The organism is Micromonospora sp. NPDC005710 (genome assembly GCF_040630995.1).
GTDB lineage: Bacteria > Actinomycetota > Actinomycetes > Mycobacteriales > Micromonosporaceae > Micromonospora.
Map to the genome: position 1 here is coordinate 19,953 of NZ_JBEXYP010000024.1, position 22,343 is coordinate 42,295.

At 72.9% G+C, this 22,343-nt stretch carries 23 protein-coding genes; 11 read left to right on the plus strand and 12 right to left on the minus strand.

Annotated features, from left to right (window positions below; translation table 11 throughout):
• Nucleotides 1-261: 261 nt before the first annotated feature.
• From ABZ406_RS26050 to ABZ406_RS26060, 3 genes are all read left to right on the plus strand, one after another.
• Entirely contained in the window at nucleotides 262-1,476 is a 1,215-nt protein-coding gene (locus tag ABZ406_RS26050; RefSeq protein ID WP_357766708.1) for an XdhC/CoxI family protein, read from the plus strand.
• A gap of 145 nt (nucleotides 1,477-1,621) precedes the next feature.
• Nucleotides 1,622-2,557 (plus strand): PfkB family carbohydrate kinase, encoded by a 936-nt coding sequence (locus ABZ406_RS26055; RefSeq protein WP_357766711.1) that lies wholly within the window; start codon nucleotides 1,622-1,624, stop codon nucleotides 2,555-2,557.
• A gap of 192 nt (nucleotides 2,558-2,749) precedes the next feature.
• Nucleotides 2,750-4,576, plus strand: coding sequence for an RICIN domain-containing protein (locus ABZ406_RS26060; RefSeq protein ID WP_357766715.1), 1,827 nt, complete (start codon nucleotides 2,750-2,752; stop codon nucleotides 4,574-4,576).
• Between the two features lie 20 nt (nucleotides 4,577-4,596).
• On the opposite strand, the gene ABZ406_RS26065 is transcribed toward ABZ406_RS26060, so the two are convergent.
• The gene (locus tag ABZ406_RS26065) at nucleotides 4,597-5,427 is read right to left on the minus strand and encodes an MBL fold metallo-hydrolase (protein WP_357766718.1); all 831 of its coding nucleotides are present in this window, start codon (nucleotides 5,425-5,427) and stop codon (nucleotides 4,597-4,599) included.
• Nucleotides 5,424-5,828, minus strand: coding sequence for a hotdog domain-containing protein (locus ABZ406_RS26070; protein ID WP_030488289.1), 405 nt, complete (start codon nucleotides 5,826-5,828; stop codon nucleotides 5,424-5,426). The genes ABZ406_RS26065 and ABZ406_RS26070 overlap by 4 nt, the downstream gene beginning before the upstream one ends.
• A gap of 127 nt (nucleotides 5,829-5,955) precedes the next feature.
• Here ABZ406_RS26070 and ABZ406_RS26075 point away from each other — a divergent pair, with 127 nt between their 5' ends.
• Entirely contained in the window at nucleotides 5,956-7,041 is a 1,086-nt protein-coding gene (locus ABZ406_RS26075; protein WP_357766721.1) for a phosphatase PAP2 family protein, read from the plus strand.
• Nucleotides 7,042-7,093: 52 nt separating this feature from the next.
• Here the strand turns inward: ABZ406_RS26075 and ABZ406_RS26080 are convergent, their stop codons facing one another.
• From ABZ406_RS26080 to ABZ406_RS26100, 5 genes are all read right to left on the minus strand, one after another.
• Nucleotides 7,094-8,068 carry a hypothetical protein gene (locus ABZ406_RS26080; RefSeq protein ID WP_357766724.1) on the minus strand — a complete coding sequence of 325 codons (975 nt, stop codon included), beginning with the start codon at nucleotides 8,066-8,068 and terminating at the stop codon, nucleotides 7,094-7,096.
• Nucleotides 8,065-8,412, minus strand: coding sequence for a PadR family transcriptional regulator (locus ABZ406_RS26085; RefSeq protein WP_357766727.1), 348 nt, complete (start codon nucleotides 8,410-8,412; stop codon nucleotides 8,065-8,067). The genes ABZ406_RS26080 and ABZ406_RS26085 overlap by 4 nt, the downstream gene beginning before the upstream one ends.
• An 85-nt stretch (nucleotides 8,413-8,497) precedes the next feature.
• Entirely contained in the window at nucleotides 8,498-9,955 is a 1,458-nt protein-coding gene (locus ABZ406_RS26090) for a PH domain-containing protein (protein WP_357766730.1), read from the minus strand.
• Nucleotides 9,956-9,998: 43 nt separating this feature from the next.
• Nucleotides 9,999-10,532: a PH domain-containing protein gene (locus ABZ406_RS26095; protein ID WP_357766872.1), complete on the minus strand. Its 534-nt coding sequence runs from the start codon at nucleotides 10,530-10,532 to the stop codon at nucleotides 9,999-10,001.
• Between the two features lie 227 nt (nucleotides 10,533-10,759).
• Nucleotides 10,760-10,990 (minus strand): hypothetical protein, encoded by a 231-nt coding sequence (locus tag ABZ406_RS26100; RefSeq protein WP_357766732.1) that lies wholly within the window; start codon nucleotides 10,988-10,990, stop codon nucleotides 10,760-10,762.
• Nucleotides 10,991-11,231: 241 nt separating this feature from the next.
• Here ABZ406_RS26100 and ABZ406_RS26105 point away from each other — a divergent pair, with 241 nt between their 5' ends.
• From ABZ406_RS26105 to ABZ406_RS26115, 3 genes are read left to right on the plus strand one after another with little or no spacing between them, the layout of a single operon-like run.
• Complete coding sequence (locus tag ABZ406_RS26105) at nucleotides 11,232-12,329, plus strand: MoxR family ATPase (protein ID WP_357766735.1); 1,098 nt, start codon at nucleotides 11,232-11,234, stop codon at nucleotides 12,327-12,329.
• Complete coding sequence (locus tag ABZ406_RS26110) at nucleotides 12,308-13,309, plus strand: DUF58 domain-containing protein (protein WP_357766875.1); 1,002 nt, start codon at nucleotides 12,308-12,310, stop codon at nucleotides 13,307-13,309. The genes ABZ406_RS26105 and ABZ406_RS26110 overlap by 22 nt, the downstream gene beginning before the upstream one ends.
• Nucleotides 13,306-14,256: a VWA domain-containing protein gene (locus tag ABZ406_RS26115; protein ID WP_357766738.1), complete on the plus strand. Its 951-nt coding sequence runs from the start codon at nucleotides 13,306-13,308 to the stop codon at nucleotides 14,254-14,256. Before ABZ406_RS26110 ends, ABZ406_RS26115 begins: the two co-directional genes overlap by 4 nt.
• A 16-nt stretch (nucleotides 14,257-14,272) precedes the next feature.
• Here ABZ406_RS26115 and ABZ406_RS26120 read toward each other — a convergent pair whose 3' ends face one another.
• From ABZ406_RS26120 to ABZ406_RS26140, 5 genes are all read right to left on the minus strand, one after another.
• Entirely contained in the window at nucleotides 14,273-14,488 is a 216-nt protein-coding gene (locus ABZ406_RS26120; protein ID WP_196925116.1) for a hypothetical protein, read from the minus strand.
• Between the two features lie 62 nt (nucleotides 14,489-14,550).
• A complete protein-coding gene (locus ABZ406_RS26125; RefSeq protein WP_357766742.1) occupies nucleotides 14,551-15,816 on the minus strand; it encodes an acyltransferase family protein in 1,266 nt (421 codons plus the stop codon).
• On the minus strand, nucleotides 15,813-16,703 hold the full coding sequence (locus ABZ406_RS26130; RefSeq protein ID WP_357766744.1) for an alpha/beta hydrolase: 891 nt from the start codon (nucleotides 16,701-16,703) through the stop codon (nucleotides 15,813-15,815). The genes ABZ406_RS26125 and ABZ406_RS26130 overlap by 4 nt, the downstream gene beginning before the upstream one ends.
• Before the next feature lie 99 nt (nucleotides 16,704-16,802).
• On the minus strand, nucleotides 16,803-17,465 hold the full coding sequence (locus ABZ406_RS26135; RefSeq protein ID WP_357766748.1) for a response regulator transcription factor: 663 nt from the start codon (nucleotides 17,463-17,465) through the stop codon (nucleotides 16,803-16,805).
• Nucleotides 17,462-18,691, minus strand: coding sequence for a histidine kinase (locus ABZ406_RS26140; protein ID WP_357766751.1), 1,230 nt, complete (start codon nucleotides 18,689-18,691; stop codon nucleotides 17,462-17,464). The genes ABZ406_RS26135 and ABZ406_RS26140 overlap by 4 nt, the downstream gene beginning before the upstream one ends.
• Nucleotides 18,692-18,844: 153 nt before the next feature.
• Between ABZ406_RS26140 and fabG the strand changes: the two genes are divergently transcribed.
• The 4 genes from fabG (at nucleotide 18,845) to ABZ406_RS26160 (ending at nucleotide 22,321) form a co-directional block, all read left to right on the plus strand.
• Nucleotides 18,845-19,600 carry a 3-oxoacyl-ACP reductase FabG gene (gene fabG, locus ABZ406_RS26145; RefSeq protein WP_357766754.1) on the plus strand — a complete coding sequence of 252 codons (756 nt, stop codon included), beginning with the start codon at nucleotides 18,845-18,847 and terminating at the stop codon, nucleotides 19,598-19,600.
• 29 nt (nucleotides 19,601-19,629) lie between these two features.
• The gene (fabI, locus tag ABZ406_RS26150; protein ID WP_357766757.1) at nucleotides 19,630-20,397 is read left to right on the plus strand and encodes an enoyl-ACP reductase FabI; all 768 of its coding nucleotides are present in this window, start codon (nucleotides 19,630-19,632) and stop codon (nucleotides 20,395-20,397) included.
• Between the two features lie 99 nt (nucleotides 20,398-20,496).
• Nucleotides 20,497-21,549 carry a ferrochelatase gene (locus tag ABZ406_RS26155; RefSeq protein WP_357766759.1) on the plus strand — a complete coding sequence of 351 codons (1,053 nt, stop codon included), beginning with the start codon at nucleotides 20,497-20,499 and terminating at the stop codon, nucleotides 21,547-21,549.
• Nucleotides 21,542-22,321 (plus strand): HAD-IIA family hydrolase, encoded by a 780-nt coding sequence (locus ABZ406_RS26160; RefSeq protein WP_357766762.1) that lies wholly within the window; start codon nucleotides 21,542-21,544, stop codon nucleotides 22,319-22,321. Before ABZ406_RS26155 ends, ABZ406_RS26160 begins: the two co-directional genes overlap by 8 nt.
• Nucleotides 22,322-22,343: the final 22 nt, after the last annotated feature.

Genomic DNA, 22,343 nt, shown 5'->3' on the forward strand with positions numbered 1-22,343 from the left:
GCGACGATCACGGCGGTGTGCCCCGGCGGGAAACAGCCGGTGGACGTGCGCCGTCGACGGTCCTGTCCTGGACCGGTGCCCTCGCGTCTAACCAACCCGGCAACCGGCGGTGCCGCAGCCCTCGCACCGCCCGGTACGCGTCATCCCATCACGCCGAAGGATCAGGCGCAATAGGCATTGCTCGATGCATGAGAAGAGCCACCGGTCGTCGTCGAACGCCATATCCTGCCTACGGGGAGCGGGAGCGAGGGGCGGCAGCCGGTGCCGGACGTGTTCGACGAGGTGCACCGCCGCTGCCGCGACGGCGAGGCGGTCGCGCTCGCAACCGTCGTGGCGACCTGGCACTCCGCCCCGCAGCCGCCCGGCGCCGCGATGATGGTCGCGACCGACGGCACTGTCGTCGGTAGTGTCTCCGGCGGCTGCGTCGAGGCGGACCTCTACGAACGGGCCCGCCGTGTGCTCGACACCGGGCAACCCGAGCTGTGCCGGTACGGGATCAGCGACGACGACGCGTACACAGTGGGCCTGACCTGCGGCGGCATCCTCGACGTGTTCGTGGAGCGGGTCGACGCGGGCACCGTGCCGGAGCTGGACGCGGTCGCTGCCGCGCGCCGCGCCGGCCGTCCCGCGGCGATCGTCACCTGCGTGGCCGCCGACGCGGGCCCCCGACCAGCTGGCGTCGGCGACGGCCCGTCGGCTGCCGACGGCGCACCGGCCGGCGCCGGAACTTCGACAGGTGCCGGATCGACCGACCCGGCCCGGCGGCTTGGTCGGCGGCTGGTAATGACCGGCGAGCGAACCGTCGGCTCGCTCGGCGACGACCGGCTCGACGCCGCCGCCCGCGCCGACGCCCTCGGGCTGCTCGCTGCCGGACGCGGCGGAATGCTGCGGTACGGCTACCACGGGCAGCGCCGGGGTGGCGGCCTCGGCCTCTTCGTGACCGTGTACGCCACCCCGCCCCGGATGATCGTCTTCGGGGCGATCGACTTCGCCGCCGCGGTGGCCCGGATCGGCGCGTTCCTCGGCTACCGGGTCACCGTCTGCGACGCCCGGCCGGTCTTCGCCACCGCGCGCCGCTTCCCCGAGGCGGACGAGGTGGTGGTGCAGTGGCCGCACCGCTACCTGCGTGCCGAGTTGTCGGCCGATCGGCTCGACGAGCGGACGGTGGTGTGCGTGCTCACCCACGACCCGAAGTTCGACGTGCCGTTGCTGGAGTTGGCGTTGCGCCACCGGCTGGCGTACGTGGGCGCGATGGGCTCACGGCGCACCCACGACGAGCGGCACAAGCTGCTCAGCGAGGCGGGCCTCGGCGCGTCGCAGCTGGCCCGGCTCGCGTCCCCGATCGGGTTGGACCTCGGTGGTCGTACCCCGGAGGAGACCGCTGTGAGTGTGGCCGCGCAGATCGTCGCGGCCCGGTGGGGCGGCAGCGGCCAGCCCCTCGCGGCGCTCGACGGGCCGATCCACCGGCCGGGGTAGTGCGCAGGTCGGTGCGCGGCCTTCGGCGCTCATCGGGCCGTGCGTTGTGCCAGCCTGGTGCCACGGCGGAGTTGTTGGTCGCGCTGCGCGCGTCCGGCGATCGGCTCGACGGGCGGCGGCCGGTGGCGACGACGAGAGGATCGGCATGGGATACGCGGTGGTGCTCGGCGAAGCGCTCGTTGACCTGCTCGACAGCGAACTCGACGGTGAGCGGGTCTATCGGCAGGCCATCGGTGGCGGGCCGCTCAACGTCGCCGTCGGGGTGGCCCGGCTCGGCGGTGCGGCGCAGTTCGTCGGCTCGCTCGGTGACGACGCGTTGGGCGGCCGGATCCGCTCGTTCCTCACCTCGGCCGACGTCGGGGTGGCCGGTGCGATCACGGTGGCGGCACCGACCACGCTCGCTGTGGTCACGTACGCGGGGCCGGAGCCGGATTTCCGTTTCTACGGCGAGCCTGCCTCCTACGGACTGCTCGGCCCCGACGATCTGGACGTGGCGCTGTTGGAGGGCGCGGACGTGCTCTACTGCGGCTCGATCGTGCTGCTGAAACCGGAACCGTTGGCCGCCGCCCGCCGTGCCTGGTCACTCGCCGCCGGCCTGCGGGTCTTCGACCCGAACGTTCGTCCCCGGTTGTTGAACGGGCCGTCCGCGCTGGAAGGGCTACGCGAGGTGGTGGCCGAGTTCGCCGCCGGCGCGCACCTGGTCAAGCTGAGCGCCGCCGACGCGCTGCTGCTCTATCCCGGTGAGCCGGTCGAGGGGGTGGCGGCGTACCTGCGTGAGCTGGGGGCGACCACCGTTGTGGTGACGCTCGGTGCGGCCGGTGCGGTGCTGGCCGCCGCTGACGCCGACCCGGTCCGGGTGCCCGCTCCCAAGGTCAACGCGATCGACGCCGCCGGCGCGGGTGACTCGGTGATGGCCGCGCTGATCGCCGACCTGCTCGTCGACGGCGAACCGGAGGGCCCGTCCGGTTGGGCCGACCGGGTCGCCTTCGCGCTGCGGGTGGCCGGCCTGGTCTGCGAATCCCCGGGCGGTGCCACCGCCATGCCCACCCGCGCCGCAGTACAGAACCGCTTCAACACCTGATCCCACCCGCGCCAACCCCACCCGCGCCGATCTTGCACTTTCGGTCGTCCTTTGGTCTGCCTTGCCCATTTTCAACCCCACACCAAGTGCAGGATCGCCGTAGGAGGGGCGGGGTGGGGTGGGGCGGGGATTGACCGGGCAGATTTGTGAGCGTTAACATCGACGGAACACGATGGAAACGGGGAGGCTCTGGTGCGTGTGGTTCTGGTACCCCTGGCGTTCCGCCGCGTCGCGGCCCTGCTGGTGATGCTTCTCGTGGCTGCCACGATGGTCGTCGCCGACCCGCCGGAGCGGGCGCGTGCGTGGGACAACGGCGTGGCCGACACCCCGCCGATGGGGTGGAACAGCTACGACTCGTTCAACTGGAGCGTCACCGAGGCCGACGTCCGGGCCAACGCCGACTACATGGGCACCAACCTGCGGCAGTTCGGCTGGGAGTACGTGGTCATCGACTGGGCCTGGTACTACCCCGGTCGGCACAACAACAGCCCCAACCAGGACGGCAGCCTGCAACCCCGGCTCCGGATGGACGCCAACGGGCGGCTGCTGCCGGACACCACCCGGTTCCCCTCCGCCGTCGGTGATAACGGGTTCAAACCGCTTGCCGACTATGTCCACGGGCGGGGGCTGAAGTTCGGCGTCCACCTGATGCGCGGCATACCCCGCCAGGCGGTCGCCGACAACGTCCCGATCCTCGGCACCACCTGCCGCGCCAACCAGATCAACAACACCACCACAGCGGCCTGGCTCAACCTGATGTGGGGGCTGAACATGTCGAACCCCTGCGCGCAGACCTACCTGGACTCGATGTTCCAGCTGCTGGCCTCCTGGGGGGTCGACTACGTGAAGGTGGACGACATCGCCGCGCCCACGTACCGGCAGTCGGAGATCGAGGGGTATCGAACGGCCATCGAGCGGAGTGGCCGTCCGATGGTGCTGAGCCTGTCACCCGGCCCGACTTCAGTGGCGAACGGCGCGCACGTCCAGGCCAACGCGCACATGTGGCGGATCGTCAACGACCTGTGGGACAACTGGTCGTCGGTGGACGCGCTCTTCGACCAGCTGCGCAACTGGACTCCGTACCGCACCACCGGCGCGTGGCCCGACGCCGACATGATCCCCATCGGTCGGCTCTCCAAGTACGGGCCGGTGGGGTCGCCGCGATACTCCAATCTGAGCACCGACGAGCAGCGCACCCTGATGTCACTCTGGGCGATCAACCGGGCGCCGCTGATGTGGGGTGGCAACCTGGTCGAGAACCGCGCCGCGGAGTTGGCGTTGATGACGAACGCCGCGGTCATCGGGGTCAACCAGAACAGTGCCAACAACCGTCAGCTCTCCGGTGGCAGCCAGCAGGTGTGGACCGCCGACGTGCCGGGCAGCGACCACCGGTACGTCGCCCTCTTCAACCGCGCCAGCAGCGCGGCCCAGGTGTCGGTGAACCTCGCCGACCTCGGGATCGGATCGGCCGCCGTGACCGACCTGTGGTCCGGCGCGGCAGTGGGCACGGTGACGGGCACCCTCACCCGCTCGCTGCCGGCCCACGGGTCCGGGCTGTACCGGCTGGCCCCGGACACGACAGTGCCGGTGCCGACCACGTACACCCTCACCGCCCGGCACAGCGGCAAGCTGCTGGACGTCTACAACAACGCGACCACCGACGGCGCCGAGCTGGTGCAGTGGGCCGCGAACGGTCAGCCCAATCAGCGGTGGCGCTTCCAGGACGCGGGTGGGGGCTACCAGACGGTGGTGAGCGTGCACAGCGGCAAGTGCCTCGACGTGTCCGGTGGCGCGACAGCGACCGCCGACGGGGTCCGCGTGATCCAGTGGAGCTGCAACGGCGGCACCAACCAGCAGTGGCGGGTGCAGGATCTCGGCTCCGGGTACGTGCAGCTCGTCGCCCGGCACAGCGGCAAGTGCCTGGAGGTGGTCAACGCCGCCACCACCGACGGTGCCCGCCTCGCGCAGTGGACGTGCGGCACGGGCAGCCACCAGCAGTGGCGGCGCACCCAGGCGTAGCCGCGCGGGTGTTGGGTGGGTCAGGCCGTGCCGGTCAGTTCGAGGTAACCGCGGCGGGCGGCGACAAGGGCGGGGCGGGCGCCGAAGGGGGCCTCGGCGGCCACCCGCTCCGGCGGGGCGCTGCCGGTGTGCGCGGCCCGGATCAGCCAGGCCAGCTTCGCCAACTCGGCGTGCTGGGCTTTCACGAAGTCGACGTCCACCGGGTCGCCATGGCCGGGGATGACCACGGTGCGCGCGGTGGTCAACCGCAGCAGATCCGCGACCGCGTCCGGCCACTGCAGGGGGTACGAGTCCTCGAAGGCGGGCGGGCCGCTCTGCTCCACCAGGTCCCCGGCGACCAGCACGTCGGCGTCCGGCACGTGCACCACCAGGTCGGCCTCGGTGTGCCCCCGCCCCGGGTGGCGCAGCAGCACCCGTCGGCCACCCAGGTCGAGGACCGTCTCGACGTGCACTGTGTGCGTCGGGGCGAGCAGCGGGGTGTCGGCCAGTTCGGCGGCGAGCGCCGGGTGCTCCGTGCGCAACTCCTCGTACGCCTCGCGGCGCAGCCGCTCCGGCTCGTCGCGCAGGGCGGTGGCGGCCAGTTCGTGCGCGTACACCGGGCGGGTTGGGTCACCGGCCAGGACGGCGTTGCCGAAGCAGTGGTCGTAGTGGTGGTGGGTGTTGACGAGCGTCAACGGGCGGTCGGTGACCGCCCGGACGGCCGCCGCCAACTCGGTGGCCTGGGCGGCCGACGAGAGCGTGTCCACCAGGAGCGCCTCGTCGTCGCCGACGACAAGTGTGACGTTGACCCGCAGCAGCGGCTCGGCCAGTACGTGCACCCGGTCGGCGACCTCGACGAAGCCGGCGTTCACGACGCCCGCCCGGCGCGTTCGACAAAGCGGCCCCGGTCGACCAGGATCCGGTCCACCCGCCCCCGGGCGACCGTCTGGTCACCGTCGCTGACGGTGACCTCGAACGACAGTCGGCGACCGTCGACGGTCGCCAGCAGCGCCTGCGCGCGAACCGTGCGACCGACAACTGTCGGCGCCAGGTGCTCCAACTCGACCCGGGTGCCCACTGTCGTGGAACCGGGCGGCATCCCGGTGGCCGTCGCCGCGACGGTGGCCGCCTCGGCAAGCGCCAGAACCCGCGGAGTGCCGAGCACCGGTACGTCCCCGGAACCGACCGCCTGGGCGGTGTCCGCGTCGGTGACGGTCAACTCGACCTGGGCGGTCAGACCCGGCGCGAAGGCCGGCTCGGGCTGCTCCTGCATGGTCGTCAGCCTAGGTGCTCGCCGGGCACGGTGAGCACGCGCCCGGCGATAAGGGGGCACCCACCGGCGGCGACCACGGGGTGGTCCCTGTCGGTCGATGCCGTACCCGTCGTTAACCTTGACCCCGATGGCTGTCGTGACTGACCCTGAGCCCCCCGCCCGGACCGAACCGCCCGCGTCCCCGGACGGGGGTCGTCGGCGTGTCGTCGCGATGACCGTCTGGGCGGTCGCCTTCGTCGCCGGGTGGCTGGCCATCGGCCTACCCACCGACCCGGCGTACGCCTTCGTCTGGATCTGGCTCGCGACCATCGCCTGGAACAGTGATCGGCCCTGGCGTGAGCACCTGCGGTTCGCCCGGGACTGGGTGCCCGTGGTGCTGCTGTTCGTGCTCTACAACCTCTCGCGAGGTTTCGCCGACAACGGGGCCACGCCGCACGCGATGGAGCTGATCGTCGCCGACCGGTTCATGTTCGGCTGGGCCACCGGCGGTGAGGTGCCCACCGTCTGGTTGCAGCAGCACCTCTACCACCCGCAGGTGCACTGGTGGGACGTCGCGGCGAGCTGGGTGTACTTCTCCCACTTCGTGGTGGCCCTGACCGCCGCCGCGGTGTTGTGGCTGCGCGACAGGCGCCGCTGGGCGGCGTACATGCGGCGGTGGGGTTTCCTGTGCGCGGCGGGCCTGGTCACCTACTTCATCTACCCGGCCGCCCCACCCTGGTGGGCGGCGCAGAACGGCCTGCTCACCGAGGTCGCCCGGATCTCGACCCGGGGGTGGAAGGCGTTCGGCATGCACGGCGCCGGCAACATCCTCAACGCCGGCCAGATCGCCTCCAACCCGGTCGCCGCGATGCCGTCGCTGCACACCGCGTGGGCGTTGTTCGTGGTGCTGTTCTTCCTGACCGCCACCCGTCGCCGCTGGTGGCCGCTGCTGCTCGCGTACCCGCTGGCGATGACCTTCACCCTGGTCTACTCGGGTGAGCACTACGTGATCGACGTACTGGTCGGCTGGGCGTACGTGGGGCTGACGTTCCTGGTCGTCGGTTTGGCCGAACGCGGCTGGGCGGCCTGGCGTGCCCGACACCCGAGAGCCAGGTCGGGGCCGGCGGCGGAAACCCCGCCGACACCCACCGACCCCCCGCCCGCCGAGCCCGAGCCCTCCCCACCTCGGGGACCGGACACCACCACCCATCCCGCGATCCCGGCCGACCGTTAGGTCCTGTCCCCGCGGGTCGTGAGGGCCACCGGTGCCGAGCCGAAGCCGGCGTTCAGCGGGTCACCGGTTCATCGGGTGGCAGGGACCGCGTCTCGGGCTTGAGACGATGGGTGAGCTGACTGACGCCGGCCGAGGTGGCGGCGATCATCGTGATGAGGATCGCCAGTGGTAGCGGCTGACCGTCGAAGTGCTGCATCGCCGCGTTGGAGAGCAGTGCGTCGGGGATGAGCCATCCGGCGACGAAGCCGGCGAGGCCGACGCCGATGATGACGGCGGGCCGGTGGCGGCGGACTGCGAACGCGGCTCCGGCAGCGACGGTGGCGGCGGCGAGGATCCCGATGACCGTTGGCGCGGCGGCGGGAACGTAGACGCCGTGGCGTCCCCACTCTCCGGTGCCTTTCCAGGCGAGGATCCCGAGCGGTACGAGGGCCCACCAGAACAGGCGCGGCCGGGGTGCGGTCCACCGCTCGCGGGCGGCGATCGCGAGCAGGACGAGGGCCAGGGCCGGTGGGGCGTAGGCGAAGAGGTACTCGCCGGGGTTGATTCCCAGGCCGGCGCCGTTGAGCAGGTCGAGGACGAGCCACCCGACGGTGACGGTCAGGAACATCGCTTGCAGGGTGAGGGCGGTCCGGGGTGCGCCGCAGAGCCAGGCGATCAGCGGTGCGAGGGGCAGCAGGCCGAGGGCGACCATCTGCGGCCAGCTGGCGACGACCGTCGACATGTCGGTGGCGAGGACGGCGCCGGTGAACAGGTCCAGAGTGTGACCGGCGGGCTCGGTGCCGCCGGCGACGAGCAGCGCGGTGAGCCCGGTGGTCAGCGCAGTGGTGGTGACGGGCGTGGTGAGTCGCAGGCGGATCGCCAGGGCGATGATGTGCAGTGTCTCGTGCCGGCTGGGGTGTCGGCGGCCGTTGTCGAGGTCGAGCAGCAGCCCGAGCAGTTCCTCGCCGCGGGCGGTGCGGTGCGCGGCCGGCAGCAGGCGCAGCAGCAGTCGATACCGTCGCTCCAGGGGGCTCACGTCCGGGCTCATCCGATGGTCCCGAGGCGCGGGGCGTTGCGGGCGGCACGTTTGCTGAGGCGCTCCTCGGCGAGCCGGACCGCGGTGGCCATCCGTTGGCTCTCGGCGCGGATGGCGTCGGCCCCCGCGTCGGTCAGCTTGTAGAAACGGCGCAGTCGGCCCTTCTCCACCTCGTCGCGGTCGGGTGCGATGAGCCCCTGGGTGACGAGGCGGTCGAGGGCCCCGTAGAGGGTGCCGGCGCGTAACCGGATCCTGCCGTCGGTCATCTCGTCGACCTCTGTCACCAGGCCGTAGCCGTGGCGGGGTTGGTCGGCGAGGGCGGAGAGGATCAGGAACGTCTGCTCACTGATGTCCATGGACTATATATATCGTGCGGCGATACATATAGCAATGACGACCAACAGGTGCTTCCACCGGAGAACGCTGCGGGCAGGGGGCGGGTCAGGGCTGAGTGCGGGCCTGGTGGGCTCTCGTGGTCAGGTCGGCTGCCAGGGCCCAGGCCTCGGCCAGGTCGCGGTCCTGCGCGGTGGCGCCCGAACCACCAGCGGTGTCCGCGTAGACGGTGGCCAACCCCAGCCAGCGCTGGACCGGCCCCTGAACCACCCGCACGCTCTGGATCCGGGCGTACGGCACGATCACCAACTGTCGGGTGAGCCGCCCGGACCGGGTCGCGAAGACCTGCGCGAACAGCCCCGCGCCGAACGCGGCACGGCCCACCGGGTGCAGCCAACGGGTGCGGCGCGGCGGTGGACTCAGCGGGAGCGCGTCGAGGCGTACCCCGGGAAGCACCTCGGCGACGATCATCGTCGCCGTCGGCAGGTCGCCGACCGGCAGCAGCCGGTCGGGCCGGTTGCGGTCGTCGGCCTCCGCGACGGAGTAACCGGCCACCTCCAGCCGCAGCCGCAGCCAGCCCTTCACCCGCCACAGCAGCGGCCAGGTGGCCCGCACGGTCTGCACCCGCTCCAACGGCACCGTCTGCGCCCGCGTCTCCAGCAGACCGTTGTGCACCCGCAGCGTGCCGCCGTCGCGGCCCAGCCGGAAGTTCCAGTCGTCGAGGACCCGGCGGACCGGTTGCAGCAGCACACCCGCCATCGCGGTGAGGGTGCTCGCCACCGCGACGAACGACCAGGAACCGGCGGTGAGGAACTGCACCACGACGAACGCCACACCGAACGGGAGCAGGAACGCCTGCGGGGTGAGCAGTTGGCTGATCAACAGGTCCTTGTTGCGTACCGTGTGCAGTGGACGACCCGGCACGGCCGGCGGCGCCATCGCCCCCGGGGCCACCGGAGCGGCCGGGTCGCCGGGCGCGGGCAGTTGCGCCACCCGCCCGGCCAGCGCCAGCAGACGCGCGCGCAGCACTGCCGCGTCGGCCACCCCGAGGTACGCCAGTGGCGCCTCGGTCTTGCCTCCGCCCACCACTTCCAGGCGCAGCTCGGCCAGCCCGGTGAGCTGGGCGAGCAGCGGCCGGACCACCTCCACGGCCTGGAGCCGTTCCAACGGGATGGCCCGGGTACGCCGCCAGAGCAGCCCCTCGTAGACCCGTAGTTCCCGGCCGACGACGTGGTAGCCGGTGTTGTACCAGCTGATCACCGACAGCACTGTCGCGCCGAGCGCCAGCACCGCCACCATCGCGGCGAACCAGCCGAAGCCCACCCGGGACAGCGTCGACCAGGACAGGCCGGCGATCACCACGACCAGGGACTTGGCGCCGTGCAGCACCGGGCTGAGCGGGTGCAGTCGCTGCCGGGGTTCGCCGTCGCCACCGCCGGTCGGTGCCGGCCACGGCGACTGGGCCCCCGGCGGCGGAGGGGGAGCAGCGTCAGCGGGCAGCACCGGCCCCGGTGTCGTCGGGCCGGTGGGTGGCACGGTGCTCGGCTCGGCAGGTCCGTCGCTCATCGGCGCGGCCCTCGGCGCGGCCGGTGGTCACCCGCGCGGGTGGTCACAGCCCCTCCGCCCGGTCCTCGCCGAGCGCGGTGAGCCGGTCGCGCAGCCGGGACGCCTCCGCCGGCCGCAGCCCGGGCACCCGGGCGTCGCTGGCCGCCGCCGCCGTGTGCAACTGCACTGTGGCCAGGTCGAAGGCGCGCTCCAACGGCCCGGCGCTCACGTCGACGAACTGCATCCGCGAGTACGGCACGATGGAGAGCCGGCGGACCAGCAACCCGTGCCGGACCAGCAGGTCGTTCTCCCGCTCGGCGTACCCCCAGGCCCGGACCGCGCGGACGATGGCGATGGCCCGCCACGCGCCGAGCACCAGCACGACGGCGACGGCGAGCCCGAACAGCCAGTGGCCGCTGAGCGCCCAGCCGACCGCCGTCGCCACGAGCCCGATGCCGACCACGATCGCCAGCCGGATCAGCTCCACCCAGATCAGGTCGGTGGAGATCGACTGCCAGTTGACAGTGTCCGGCCAGGGCTCCAGCGGACCCCGGTCACCTGGTGCGATCGTCGACAACGCGCCCGGCTCGGACGGCAGGAGGCCCGGGGGCGGCTGGTCGGGGGTGTTCGTCGGCCGGTGACCGGGCGGCAGCGCGCCCGGTGGCAGCGGTGCGGGTGTCGAGACGTCCGGCCCGGTGGGCTCCGGGCCGAGCGTGCCGGGGGCCGGGAAGGCGCCGGGCGGCGGCTCGACGCCGGGCGGTGCGGTGGCCGGGGTGGGCGGCCAGGACGGGGAGGTGGGGCCGGGGGAAGCCGGAGGGTCGCCGCTCACACGTCGAGCGTAGGCGATCCGGGCACCGGAGTGACGGCACGCAGGAAGCCCCGAGCGTCGAGGAAGTCGCCGAGGCTGCCCCGATGGGCGTCGCAGGCCAACCAGGTCTTGCGCCGATCGGCGTCGTGCAGACGGGGATTGTTCCACTCCAGCGCCCAGACGGCGGCGGACCGGCAGGCCCGGGCCGAGCAGACCAGGGCCTCGTCGGCGGGGGAGGGGATGCTCATCCCGGCCAGTGTAGGGCGGCGGGACGGAAAGTTTGAGCGCCGGGCGACCACGGGGGGAGCCGCCCGGCGACGGGGTGAATCGTACACGCGGTTGGCCGGTCCGTGCACTCCCGTGATTCGTGATTCGGCCGGCGGGGACGGCGCGGTCAAAATCGGCTTCTCCCCACCTCGACACTCAGCAAGGCGTGCGAGTCTTGATACCGCACGAGCCACGACGACCGACAAATGCTGTGGAGGACCGGTGGCCCAGCCGACCATGCCCGACGCTCCGACGCCGAACGGAGCGGCACCCGCGCCGGTTACCACACCCGCGCAGGACGCCACCCTGCTGGAGAAGGGCCTGTTCGAGATCAAACGTGTGATCGTCGGGCAGGACCGGATGGTGGAGCGGATGTTCGTCGCGCTGCTCGCCCGCGGTCACTGCCTGCTCGAAGGCGTGCCCGGGGTGGCCAAGACCCTGGCGGTGGAGACCCTGGCCAAGGTCGTCGGCGGGTCCTTCGCCCGGGTGCAGTTCACCCCCGATCTGGTGCCTGCCGACATCATGGGCACCCGGATCTACCGGCAGTCCAGCGAGAAGTTCGACGTCGAGCTGGGCCCGGTCTTCGTCAACTTCCTGCTCGCCGACGAGATCAACCGGGCGCCGGCGAAGGTGCAGTCCGCGCTGCTGGAGGTGATGAGCGAGCGGCAGGTGTCCATCGGTGGGGAGAGCCACCGGGTGCCCGACCCGTTCCTGGTGATGGCCACCCAGAACCCGATCGAGCAGGAGGGTGTCTACCCGCTGCCCGAGGCGCAGCGGGACCGGTTCCTCATGAAGATCGTGGTGGGCTACCCGACCGACGCGGAGGAACGGGAGATCGTCTACCGGATGGGCGTGGCCGCGCCCGAGCCGACCGCGGTGTTCGACACCCCGGAGCTGATCGCCCTGCAACGCAAGGCGGACCAGGTGTTCGTCCACAACGCACTCGTCGACTACGCGGTCCGGTTGGTGCTGGCCACCCGCGCCCCGGCCGAGCACGGCATGCCCGACGTCGCGCAACTGATCCAGTACGGTGCCAGCCCGCGCGCCTCGCTGGGCCTGGTCCGGGCGACCCGCGCCCTGGCGTTGCTGCGCGGGCGTGACTACGCGCTGCCGCAGGACGTGCAGGACATCGCGCCGGACATCCTGCGGCACCGGTTGGTGCTCAGCTACGACGCGCTCGCCGACGACGTCCCCGCCGACCACATCGTGCAGCGGGTGATGTCGACGATCCCGCTCCCGGCGGTCGCCCCCCGGCAGCAGGCCACCCCGCCGTCGATCACGCCGCCGCCGGGCGCCGGCTGGCCCGGGCAGCGGCCGTGACCTCACCCACCCCTCGTCCGGCCCCCCTCGCCGACCGCAGTGAGGCAGTGCTGTCCCGGCTGCAGTTGCTCGTCACCCGCAAGCTCGACGGTCTGCTCCAGGGCGACTACGCCGGCCTGCTGCCCGGGCCGGGCAGTGAGGCCGGCGAGTCCCGGGAGTACCGTCCCGGCGACGACGTGCGCCGGATGGACTGGCCGGTCACGGCCCGGACCACCACACCGCACGTGCGGCGTACGGTCGCCGACCGGGAGTTGGAGACCTGGCTTGCGCTCGACCTCTCCGCCAGCCTGGACTTCGGCACCGGGCAGTGGCTCAAACGGGAGGTCGTGGTCGCCGCCGCGGCGGCCATCACCCACCTGACAGTGCGCGGGGGTAACCGGATCGGCGCCGTGATCGGCACCGGGGGCGGGGCGTCCGCGCCGGCCCGACGCTGGCGCGGCGGAGCACCGCCGGCCGGGCCCGGGGTGTTCACCCGGCTGCCGGCCCGCTCCGGCCGCAAGGAGGCGCAGGGCCTGCTACGGGCCGTCGCCGGCACCGCCATCCAGCCCGGCCGTGGTGATCTGGGCGCCCTGATCGACATGCTCAACCGGCCGCCCCGCCGTCGCGGGGTGGCAGTGGTGGTCTCGGACTTCCTCGCGCCCGCCGAGCAGTGGGCGCGGCCGATGCGCAAACTGCGCGTCCGCCACGACGTGCTGGCGATCGAGGTGGTCGACCCGCGTGAGTTGGAACTGCCCGACGTGGGCGTGCTGCCGGTGGTCGACCCGGAGAGCGGCGAACTGCACGAGGTGCAGACCGCCGACCCGCGGCTGCGGCAGCGCTACGCCGAGGCCGCCACCGCGCAACGGGCCACGATCGCCGCCGCCCTGCGCGGTGCCGGGGCGGCCCACCTGCGTCTGCGTACCGACCGAGACTGGCTGCTGGACATGGTGCGATTCGTGGCCGCGCAGCGGCACGCGCGTACCCGGGGGACGACACGATGATCCGTTTTCTGCAACCGTGGTGGCTGCTGGCAGTGCTGCCGGTGGTCGCCCTCGCCGGGTTCTACGTCTGGCGGCAGTTGCACCGTCGGGCGTACGCGATGCGGTTCACCAATGTGGACCTGCTGCGGACGGTGGCGCCGAAGGGCCTGGGCTGGCGTCGCCACGTCCCGGCGACAGCGTTCCTGCTCTGCCTGCTGGTGCTGGCGACCGCGCTGGCCCGTCCCGCGGTGGACACCAAGGAGCCGCTGGAGCGGGCCACCGTGATGCTCGCCATCGACGTGTCGTTGTCCATGCAGGCCGACGACGTGGCGCCGAACCGGCTGGAGGCGGCCCAGGAGGCGGCCAAGCAGTTCGTCAGTGAGCTGCCGAAGAGCTACAACCTGGGCCTCGTGTCGTTCGCCAAGGCGGCCAACGTGCTGGTGCCGCCGGGCAAGGACCGGGACGCGGTGACGAGCGCCGTCGACGGGCTGGTGCTGGCCGAGGCGACGGCGACCGGTGAGGCGGTGTTCACCTGCCTGGAGGCGATCCGGTCGGTGCCGGCCGACGGCGCGGCGGGTATTCCGCCGGCCCGGATCGTGCTGCTCTCCGACGGTTTCCGGACCTCCGGTCGGGCGGTGGAGGAGGCGGCGGCGGCCGCGCAGGCCGCCAACGTTCCGGTCTCCACCATCGCCTTCGGCACCGACACCGGCCAGGTCGACATCGGCGGGCAGTTGCAGCGGGTGCCGGTGGACCGGTTGGCCCTCGCCGATCTGGCCGAGACCACCGAGGGTTTCTTCTACGAGGCCGCCTCGGTGAGCGAGCTGAAGCAGGTCTACCAGGACATGGGCAGCTCGATCGGGTTCCGCACCGAGCCGCGTGAGGTGACCCAGTGGTACGCCGGGATCGCGTTGCTGTTGGCGCTCTGCGCGGGCGCGCTCAGTCTGCTCTGGTCGTCCCGGATGCTGTAGCCGGCGCCGGCGGCGGTCAGTGACCGCCGCCGGCGAGCACGAAGACGATGGCCACCCAGACGGCGGCGAGGGTGAAGCCCAGCGGGGCGACGTAGCGGCTCATGACGGCTCCGGGTGGCGGCTGGACGGTCCGCGTGCGGGGGCGGACCGCAGGGGGTGGGGACGCGCACACGAAGTCGTGACCGGGCGGCTCCCGGCGACCGCCCGGGATCGGGCGGCGCGGCACACTCACCTCGGCGGCTGCCGACGTGGTGGGGAGCGGAGCGGGGTCAGCTCACCGGACTGAGTCGTGGCTCAGCGGGACTGACCATCGGCCCGGCCACGACTGGGAGGATCGCTATCTCGCACAGCGATCACCTCCTGCAAGTCGGGCGGGCCGGAACGTCGATGATCGTACACCGGCGAGGTCGACGGAACGCACTCGGCCGACCGGCCGGCGACCCCTCCACCGCCCGGCTGGCGACACCGCTCCCCACCAGCGGGTACACCCCGGTGCGACGGCCTCTGCCGGCCCACCCGCACGACGGTGACGAGCACGACGGCGAGTAACGGCAGCCAGCAGCAGCGCGCCAGGACCCACCCCGGGTCGTCCGGTGCGGTGTGCAGACCGGGCAGGGCCAGCCCGGTGCGGGCGGTGAGCGCGGTCACCGCCACCAGTACCGGCTGGTGCCACAGGTAGATCCGGATCGCGGACCTGTTCACCGCGGTCACCGCCCGGTCCGGCAGTGGCCGGGTCAGCAGCCGGTGCAGCGCCGGTCGGGCGAGCAGCCCCAACCCGACCTGGGTGACCGCCAACGCCACCACCAGCAGCGACGGTGGGTTCAGGTTGGACACCCCGGCCCCGGGTACGCCGACCGCGCTCACCGGGTAGCCCAGTGCCAGCAGCGCCACCAGCGCGACCGCCCCGCCGGCCGCCACCGCGCTGCCCGCCCGCCGGCCGGCCAGCCGTCCGTCGGCGTGCGCCACACCCAGCAGGTACGGCACCGACCAGGCCGCCAGCACGGTGACCGGGGGCAGGTCGGTGCCGGCCGGCAGCAGCCGGACGGCCAGGTCGGCGGAGGCGACCACTGCCACCGCCGGCGTCCCGCACCGCGCCACCCCCCACCGGCGGACGGCGACACGCAACGGGCCGGTCAGCGCGACCAGGACCACGAGCGGCAGCAGGAACCACAACGGGCTGACCGCCAGCCGCAGCGCGACGGTGAGCGTGTCGTCGGACGTGCCGAGGACCGTGGCGGCGAGCAGCACGGCGGCACCCACACCGAGCAGCGCCACGGCGGGCAGCAGCAGCCGACGCAGCCGCCCCGCCAGCCAACCACCCCCGCCACCCGGGTGGCGGGCCAGCGACCGGGTCGAACCGAACCCGGCGGTGAAGAAGAACAGCCCGAGCGTCTGCAACACCCAGGTCATCGGTGCCAGGTCGGGCAGGGCGGTCAGCGGGCTGGCCTGGTGCAGCCCACCGTCGTCGGCCAGCACCAGCCCGGTGACCAGCCAGTGTCCCAGCACCACCCCGCCGATGGCGTACGCCCGCAGCGCGTCGACGGCACGGTCCCGGCTCACCGGACGTCCCCGGTCCGGCCCAGCACCACCGCCACCACCGCGCCAAGCGAGGCGCTTCCCGGCGCGAGGTAGCCGTCGTGCCCCGCCACCCCGCCCACCGGCAGGGAACGGGCACCGAACGCCGGGTCGCCGGGCCGTCGGCCGAAGCCCAGGCCGGGCAGCCGCACCTGTGGCACCCGACGGATCCAGTCGGTCGGCGCCTCGGCCGCCCAGAACCGCCGCCCGCCGGGCAGGTCGTCGGCGCGCTGCACCCCGGCGCCGACGCCACCCAGGCTGACCACGTCGGTGACCTGGGACGGGGCGTCGTCAGCCGCCAGCGACACCACGAGCGCCCCGTAGCTGTGCCCGACCAGTGTGATCGCCGCCGCCGGACGCCGCCCGGCCAGCTCCCGCAGCAGCGCGGCCAGCCCGGCCGCGCCCCGCCGGGCGCTGACACCACCGGCGGCTGCCACCAGCCCGTCGGGCGGGTCGTAGCCGAGCCAGGCCAGCACCGCGACCCGCGCCGCCGGGTCAGACGCCCGCAGCTCCCGGAAGAGCCGCCCGGCCTGCACCGCCGGCGCCCGCCCGGCCACCCCGCCCAACCCCCTGTCGAAGTCGGCGAGGGTGCTGCCGACCCCCGGCACCAGCACCGCGATCCGGTCCGCGTCGGCGAGGTCGCCGAACACCTCGACCGCGCGGCCGTCCCCGCGCGCGTCGAACAGCAGGAACCGGCGTCCGTCGGCCGCCCAGTCCGCGTACGGGGGGCCGGCCGCGCGCATCGTCGCCGCCGTCACCGGGTACGCCTCGACGAACCCCGCCGCCGTGGCCGGCTCGGACCGGGTCGGCAGGACCAGGTTCACGCCGAGCAGTACGGCCGTCGCCACCCGGCTGGCACCTCGTCGTCGCATCACGTTCTCCCTCCGGAATGTCGTCCGGAGGGAGACTGCGCCCGAGGGCTGCTCCCGGTCGTCGTCCCGCGGAGCGGTTCGGAGGCTGGCTCCCCGGGGCTACTCGCCGGCGGCCACCAGACCCGTCTCGTACGCCAGCACCACGGCCTGGGCCCGGTCGCGCAGCCCCAGCTTGGCGAGGATCCGCCCGACGTGGGTCTTCACCGTCTGCTCGGCCACCACCAGGTCACCCGCGATCTCCGCGTTGTTGCGGCCCCGGGCGATCAGGCGCAGCACCTCGGTCTCGCGGGGAGTGAGCCCGGCCAGGTCGGTGGGGCGGGGTCGGCGGCGGTCCGGGCGGGCCGCGAACTCGGCGATCAGCCGACGGGTGACCGCCGGGGCGAGCAGCGCGTCGCCGGCCGCCACCACCCGCACCGCCTGCACCAGATCGGCCGCCGGGGCGTCCTTGAGCAGGAACCCGCTGGCCCCGGCACGCAACGCCTCGTACACGTAGTCGTCCAGGTCGAAGGTGGTGAGGATGAGCACCCGGGGTCGCTGCGCCGACCGGTCACCGAGCAGCCTGCGGGTGGCCTCCAACCCGTCCATCACCGGCATCCGCACGTCCATCAGCACCACGTCCGGGTCGAGGTGGCGGGCGGCGGCCACCGCCTGCGCCCCGTCGGCGGCGTCACCCACCACCAGCAGATCCGGTTGGGCGGCGAGCAGCGCGCCGAAGCCCTGCCGGACCATCGCCTGGTCGTCGACGATCAACACCCGGATCATCGGTCTCCGCCCTCCGCGTCGTACGGCAACTCGGCCGCCACCGCGTAACCCCCGTCGGGCAGCGGCCCGGCGGTGAACGTACCGCCCAGTGAGGTGGCCCGCTCCCGCATGCCGGTCAGCCCGTGCCCGGAGCCGCCGTCGGTGGCCGGTCGGACGTCGGCCGGGGAGTTTTCGACGCGTACCCCCAGACGGGACCGGCCGACGCGGACGGTGACCCGCACCGTGGCCCCGGCCGCGTGGCGGGCCGCGTTGGCCAGGCCCTCCTGCACGATGCGGTACGCGGCCAGCCCGACCGGTGCGGGCACCCGGTCGTCGTCCACCGGTTCGGCGTCCAGGGTGACCGGCAGCCCGGCCCGGCGTGCCACGTCCACCATCGCGCCCAGGTCGGCGAGGTCCGGCTGTGGCGTGGTCTGCGGTCCGCCCGTCTCACTGCGCAGCACCCCGAGCAGCCGCCGCATGTCGGTGAGCGCGTCGCGGGCCGACGCGGCGATGGCGACGAACTCGGCGGCTGCCGGGGCCGGAACGTCCGTCAGCCGGTACGGGGCCGTCTCCGCCTGCACCGCTATCAGCGACATGTGGTGGGCCACCACGTCGTGCAGTTCGCGGGCGATGCGGGTGCGTTCCTCCAGCACCGCGCGGCGTTCCTGCTCGCGTTCGCTCAGCTCGGCCTGGGCCGCCAGCGCGTGCCGGGACAGCCGGTTGCGACGGATCAGGTCGCCGACGATCGCCAGCGCGCCGAGCAGCAGCAGAACGGGGACCCGGTTCGCGGGATCGACAAGGGTGAGCACCGGCACCGTGCTGATGGTCACCACCCAGGCCAGCACCGGCCGGTCGACCCGTGCGACGACCACCGCCAGCACCGCGACCGACCCGAGCGCCAGCGGCGGGGTCCACGGCCAGGACTGGTCGGCCGGGGCGTTGAACGTGCAGATCAGCAGGGCCAGCACCGTCAGCCGCCAGGCCAGCAGCGGACGCCGCGGCAGCGCCAGCAGCGGCGCCACGGTCATCGCCGCGAACAGCAGCGCGATCGGAGGTGGTAGGCCCCAGTCGCTCTCCACGGTGAGCGTGATCAGGAAGAGGCTGAGCGCGGCGAGCAGGCCGACCGGGGCGGCGTAGCGGGCCGCTGCGGGCCACCGGGCCAGCAGCGGCCGGCCGGCCGGGGCGTCCGGGCCCAGCAGGGTCTGTCGCAGAGCCCGCAGGGCCACGGCGACCGGATGCCGGTTCACCACCCGGAGGCTACGGGCCGACCCCGTCACGACGCGTGCCACCAGGGGTTGATCGGGGTGTCGTACCTCGGTGTGACACGCCTCCCGTTAGCGCTTACCTGCCGGTAACGCCTAGGCTTTCGCGCGTCCGTGCTGACTTCGCAAGGGGGAACAGTGGCTCGCACCGTGCTGGTGACCGGGGGCAACCGGGGGATCGGCCTGGCCATCGCGCAGGCCTTCGCCAAGCAGGGTGACCGGGTGGCGGTCACCCACCGGGGTCGGGGGGTGCCCGGTGCCGGCGCAGCCGAGCCGGGGTTTGGCGCAGGCGAAGCAGGCCATCACGGCAGCCTGTTCGGTGTCCGCGCCGACGTCACCGACGCCGCCTCGATCGACGCCGCGTTCACCGCCGTCGAGGCCGAGCTGGGGCCGGTCGAGGTGCTTGTCGCCAACGCCGGCATGACCGCCGACACGCTGCTGCTGCGGATGACCGAGGAGCAGTTCACCGACGTGGTGGACACCAACCTCACCGGCGCGTTCCGGGTCGCGAAGCGGGCCTCCGGCAAGATGCTCCGCGCCAAGTGGGGTCGCATGATCTTCATCTCCTCGGTGGTCGGCCTCGCCGGCGGCGCCGGGCAGGTCAACTACGCCGCCAGCAAGGCCGGCCTCGTCGGCGTCGCCCGCTCGATCACCAGGGAGCTGGGCAGCCGCAACATCACCGCGAACGTGGTGGCGCCCGGCTTCATCGACACCGACATGACCGCCGGCCTCACCGACGACCGCAAGGCGGAGATCCTCAAGTCCATCCCGGCCGGCCGGATGGCCAGCCCGGACGAGGTCGCCGACGTGGTCACCTGGCTGGCCTCGGACAGCGCCGGCTACGTCTCCGGGGCTGTCATCCCGGTCGACGGCGGCCTCGGCATGGGCCACTGATCCCCACCTACGTACGGAGGAACCCTCGGATGTCCGGACTGCTCGCCGGTAAGCGGCTGCTCGTCACCGGTGTCATCACCGACGCCTCGATCGCCTTCTCGGTGGCGAAGCTCGCTCAGGAAAATGGCGCGCAGGTCGTGCTCACCGGCTACGGCCGGCTCTCCCTGGTCGAGCGGATCGCCAAGCGACTGCCCGAGCCTGCGCCGGTCATCGAGGTGGACGTCACGAACACCGAGCACCTGGCCGGCCTCGCCGACCGGGTCCGCGAGCACGTCGACGGGCTCGACGGTGTCGTGCACTCCATCGGCTTCGCCCCGCAGAGCTGCCTCGGTGGCGGCTTCCTCGACGCGCCGTGGGAGGACGTGGCGACCGCCCTGCACGTCTCCACCTTCTCGTACAAGTCCCTCGCCATGGCGGCGCTGCCGCTGATGTCTCCCGGCGGCGCGGTGGTCGGCCTGACCTTCGACGCGACGAAGGCCTGGCCGGTCTACGACTGGATGGGCGTCGCCAAGGCCGGCCTGGAGTCCGCGTCCCGCTACCTGGCCCTGCACCTGGGCAAGCAGGGCATCCGCAGCAACCTGGTGGCCGCCGGGCCGCTGCGCACCATCGCCGCGAAGTCGATCCCCGGCTTCGACCAGTTCGAGTCCGCCTGGGCGGAGCGGGCCCCGCTGGGCTGGAGCCTCACCGACCAGGAGCCCGCCGCGCGGGCCTGCCTGGCGTTGCTCTCCGACTGGTTCCCGGCCACCACCGGCGAGATCGTCCACGTCGACGGCGGCTACCACGCCATCGGTTCCTGACCCGCACCACGACGCCCCCTGGTCGCCGTTCGCGTGATCTACGCGTCCCGACCAGGGGGCGTCGCCGGGACGTCCCGGCCGAGGGGCAAGAATGACCCCATGTCGTACGACGCGGTGGTGCTGGTGTCCTTCGGTGGCCCCGAGCGGCCCGAGGACGTGATGCCGTTCCTGCAGAACGTGACCCGGGGCCGGGGGGTGCCGCCCGAGCGGCTGGCCGAGGTCGCCGAGCACTACCAGCACTTCGGTGGGGTGTCGCCGATCAACGAGCAGTGCCGGGACCTGTTGGTCGCGGTCCGCGCCGACTTCGCCGCGAACGGTCTCGACCTGCCCATCTACTGGGGCAACCGCAACTGGGACCCGATGCTCGCCGACACGGTGACCCAGATGCGCGACGACGGGGTCACCCGGGCGTTGGCCTTCGTCACCAGCGCGTACGGCGGCTACTCGTCCTGCCGCCAGTACCAGGAGGACATCGCCGCCGCGCGGGCCGCCGTTGGCCCGGACGCCCCGGTGATCGAGAAGCTGCGCCAGTTCTGGGACCATCCCGGCTTCGTCGAGCCGCACGTCGACGCGGTCCGGGCGGCACTGGGCCACCTCGACCCGGCGTCGCGGGACACCACGCGGTTGGTCTTCACCGCCCACTCCATCCCCAGCTCCATGGCCGCCAACGCCGGCCCGCACGGCGGCCGGTACGAGGCGCAACTGCACGAGACCGCCCGGCTCGTCGCCGCGGCCGCCGCACCCGACCTGGCGTACGACCTGGTGTGGCAGAGCCGCTCCGGCCCGCCGCAGGTGCCGTGGCTGGAACCGGACATCAACGATCACCTGGCCGCCCTCGCGCAGGGCGGCACCACGGGCGTGGTGGTCAGCCCGATCGGGTTCGTGTCCGATCACCTCGAGGTCGTGTGGGACCTGGACACCGAGGCGTTGGAGACGGCGAAGCAGCTCGGCCTGGACTTCGTCCGGGCCGGCACGCCGGGCACCGACCCGCGCTTCGTGCGGATGGTGCGTGAGCTGGTCACCGAGCGGACCGACCCGGACGGCGCGCAGCTGCGCCGCCGGCTGGGTGAGCTGCCCATGTGGGACACCTGCGCCACCGTCTGCTGCGTGCCGACCCGTCGCCCGACGCCTGCTGGGGGAACCGATGCATGACCGTAAGCCAGTGCAGAGTTGGCTGACCGACATGGACGGCGTGCTCGTGCACGAGGGCCAGCCGGTGCCCGGCGCGCCGGAGTTCATCACCCGGATGCGCGCCTCCGGCAAGCCGTTCCTGGTGTTGACGAACAACTCGATCTACACCCCACGGGATCTGACGGCCCGGCTGAGCCGGATGGGGCTGGACGTGCCGGAGGAGTCGATCTGGTCCTCGGCCCTGGCCACCGGTCAGTTCCTCGCCGACCAGCGCCCGGGTGGCACCGCGTACGTCATCGGTGAGGCCGGGCTGACCACGGCCCTGCACGCGGTCGGCTACGTGCTGACCGATTTCGCCCCCGACTACGTGGTGCTCGGCGAGACCCGCACCTACAGCTTCGAGGCGATCACCAAGGCCGTCCGTCTGATCAACGACGGCGCCCGGTTCATCTGCACCAACCCCGACGTGACCGGCCCGTCCGTGGAGGGCGCGCTACCCGCCGCCGGCTCGGTCGCCGCCATGATCTCCAAGGCGACGGGGGTCGAGCCGTACTTCGTCGGCAAACCCAACCCGATGATGATGCGCTCGGCGCTCAACACCATCAACGCGCACTCGGAGAGCACCGCGATGATCGGTGACCGGATGGACACCGACATCCTGTGCGGTCTGGAGGCCGGGCTGGAGACGATCCTGGTGCTCACCGGGATCAGCAGCCGCACGGAGGCGGAGCGTTACCCGTACCGCCCGTCCCGGATCGTCAACTCGGTAGCGGACCTGCTCGACGAGATCTGACCGACCAGGTCGCGTGGTGGTG